Genomic DNA, 336 nt, shown 5'->3' on the forward strand with positions numbered 1-336 from the left:
TCCATTTTCCCTTTGTGGTCTTTGGAGTGGTAGGGGTTAGTCAAGGTGTTTCCCTCAATGGCGTATCTTAAAGAGTGGGTCAAGTCGTTTAAAATCAAGTTGAGTTTGAGCATTCTTAAGGATTTTTGCGAAATGTCTTGGGCATAAAGGGTGCAAGAATCCGTGCCTATTTGGTGGGCTAATGCCATTAAAAGCGTTCCTGTGCCAGCGCTTGGATCATAGATTTTGACGCTTTGAGTGGGTTTATTCACTAAAAGTTTAGCGATGATGCTAGCGATGCTTAAAGGGGTGTAGTATTCGGCGTATTTCCCTCCGCCGGCGTTATTGTAATCTTTG

1 protein-coding gene is annotated in these 336 nt (G+C 43.8%); it reads right to left on the reverse strand.

The window, feature by feature from the left end; all coding sequences use genetic code 11:
- The coding region (locus BZK24_RS08635; RefSeq protein ID WP_143424417.1) for an N-6 DNA methylase at positions 1-336 on the reverse strand (336 nt) is incomplete at both ends.

The sequence above is a fragment of the Helicobacter pylori genome, from assembly GCF_001998165.1.
Classification (GTDB): domain Bacteria; phylum Campylobacterota; class Campylobacteria; order Campylobacterales; family Helicobacteraceae; genus Helicobacter; species Helicobacter pylori_DL.